The organism is Pseudomonas ovata, from assembly GCF_003131185.1.
GTDB classification, from domain to species: domain Bacteria; phylum Pseudomonadota; class Gammaproteobacteria; order Pseudomonadales; family Pseudomonadaceae; genus Aquipseudomonas; species Aquipseudomonas ovata.
This window is the reverse complement of the sequence record NZ_QFFU01000051.1, coordinates 1-2,039: the sequence shown is the minus strand read 5'-3', so window position 1 is coordinate 2,039 and position 2,039 is coordinate 1. Positions and strand designations below refer to the sequence as shown.

Annotated in this window: 2 protein-coding genes; both read right to left on the bottom strand. The window is 58.4% G+C overall.

Features of this window, described 5'->3' with window-relative positions:
• Positions 1–45: 45 nt before the first annotated feature.
• On the bottom strand, positions 46–1,578 hold the full coding sequence (gene tnpC, locus DGA31_RS29360) for an IS66 family transposase (protein ID WP_109514910.1): 1,533 nt from the start codon (positions 1,576–1,578) through the stop codon (positions 46–48).
• An 18-nt stretch (positions 1,579–1,596) separates the two neighbouring features.
• Positions 1,597–1,956 (bottom strand): IS66 family insertion sequence element accessory protein TnpB, encoded by a 360-nt coding sequence (gene tnpB, locus DGA31_RS29355; protein WP_009687920.1) that lies wholly within the window; start codon positions 1,954–1,956, stop codon positions 1,597–1,599.
• Positions 1,957–2,039 lie beyond the last annotated feature (83 nt).

Genomic DNA, 2,039 nt, shown 5'->3' with positions numbered 1-2,039 from the left:
GTATCCGATCCATGATCCCCACCTACCGCAAAGCAGGGATCAGGTTTACCGTGGCATCTCTGGCGAGCAGTTCCACGGCAGCAGCGCTTCGTAGTCTGCTACCGAAGAGGCATGCGGCAGCCGCTCCAGTACGTGGCGCAGCCACGTATAGGGCTCCTGGCCGTTGATCTTGGCGGTCTCGACCAAGCTATAGATCTGTGCGCTGGCGGTGGCGCCCTTGGGCGTATCGCTGAACAGCCAGGCTTTGCGCCCGATAACAAACGGCTTTATCGCTCTTTCGGCGGCATTGTTGTCGATCGGTAAAAAACCAGCCTCCGTATAACGCTCCAGCCGGCTCCAGTTGCTCGCCAGATAATTAACCGCCTTGCCCAGCACGCTTTGCGGCGTCACTTGGGACTGAGTTTTATCCAGCCAGCTTTTCAACTGAGCCAGGATCGGCAGGCTCTTTTCCTGGCGGCCGATGAGTCGCTGCTCGTCGCTGCCGTCTTTCAGTTCACGCTCGATGCCATATAACTTATTGATCATAGTCAGCGCGATATCGGCACGCCCCGTCTTGCCCTTGGGCTGCACTTTTTGTGCTTCGCTAAATTTGCGCCGCGCATGGGCCATGCACGCCAGGCGCTCCACGCCCGGTTGCAACGCCAATGCGTTGTAACCCGCATAGTCGTCGGCCATCACGTAGCCACGATAACTTTCCAGCAGGCGCAGCGGCACGTCCTGCGCGCGGCTGGAAGTGTAGTCAAACAGCACGACTTTTCGATCCGGTGGCCCGCTGGCCTGTACCCACATCCAGGATTGGCTGGTCGGGTCTCGATCCGGCTCTTTGAGCACCTGGACGCGGGTTTCATCACAGTGAATGACCGGGCCTTCCAGCAGCCGCTCACGCATCAGGTTCAGCAGCGGCTGGAAGTGCTCGCTGCACTGGATGACCCAGCGGGCCAAGGTTTGCCGGGAGATCTCGATGCCATGTCGGGCCAGCACACGTTCGAAGCGGTGCAGCGGCAAACCATCGACATACTTGGTGGTCAGCAGCATGGCCAGCACGCTCGGGCTGGCCATGCTTTTCTCGATCAATTGTGCTGGCTTGTCCGCTGTGACCGGTGCGGTTTCGCAGCCACGGCAACCGTAGACCTTGCGCACATGTTTGATCACACGGATCTGCATCGGCACGATGTCCAACTGCTCGCTGGTTTCTTCGCCGATGACATGCTTGCGGCAACCACAGGCGCAGGTCAGCTCATGTTCTGGCAAGTCATGGATGACTTCGATACGTGGCAGGTCAGCCGACAGTGGCTTGCGCTTGCCACGGCGCGCAGTCGGCGCCACCGCTTCTTCATCGGGATCATCGACGGCAGGCGCCAGTTGGCTTTCCGGCTCGTTGAACAGGGCCAGTTGGGGCGTGTTGGACTCGACGGTCTGTTCGGACTTGCGGCTGAACAGTCGAGCCCGCAATAGCTTGATCTGCTCTTGCAAATCGACGATGTGGCCCTTGTCGACTGTGCGCTCAGCCAGCAACTGCGCAAGCAGTTGCTTAAGCACAGAAGGATCGTCAGGAAGGTTATCGGGCGATGAAATCATGGCCCGGATTATACCGGGTCAGGCTACGAAGCGGGGTGTCAGAACTTGATGAGGACGGTTGCGCCAGAGGTCAAAACCGTCGAGTAGCCAGTTCAGTTCCTGGACGGTCAGGACAATAGCTTCATCGGTGGCATCGGGAGACGTTTTGAAACGCTCGGCTTCCAGACGCTTGAGCCACAGGCAAAAGCCGTTGCGCTCCCAATACAACACTTTGATGCGGTTACGGGCCTTGTTGAGGAAGACGAAGAGCACGGGGTCGAACACGGCGACTTTGATGTCCAACTCGACCAGGGCAGTGAGGCCGTCGATGGACTTTCGGAAGTCCACGGGTTTGGGATAGAGGTAAACCTTTTCAACTTTACTGTCGGGTCGCATCATGGCGGGCGGGCTCCAAAGAAATCGGGAGCACAGCATCGGGCATCAACATTCGGTTTTGAATGTGGAGGTGGTGGAGCGCTTAC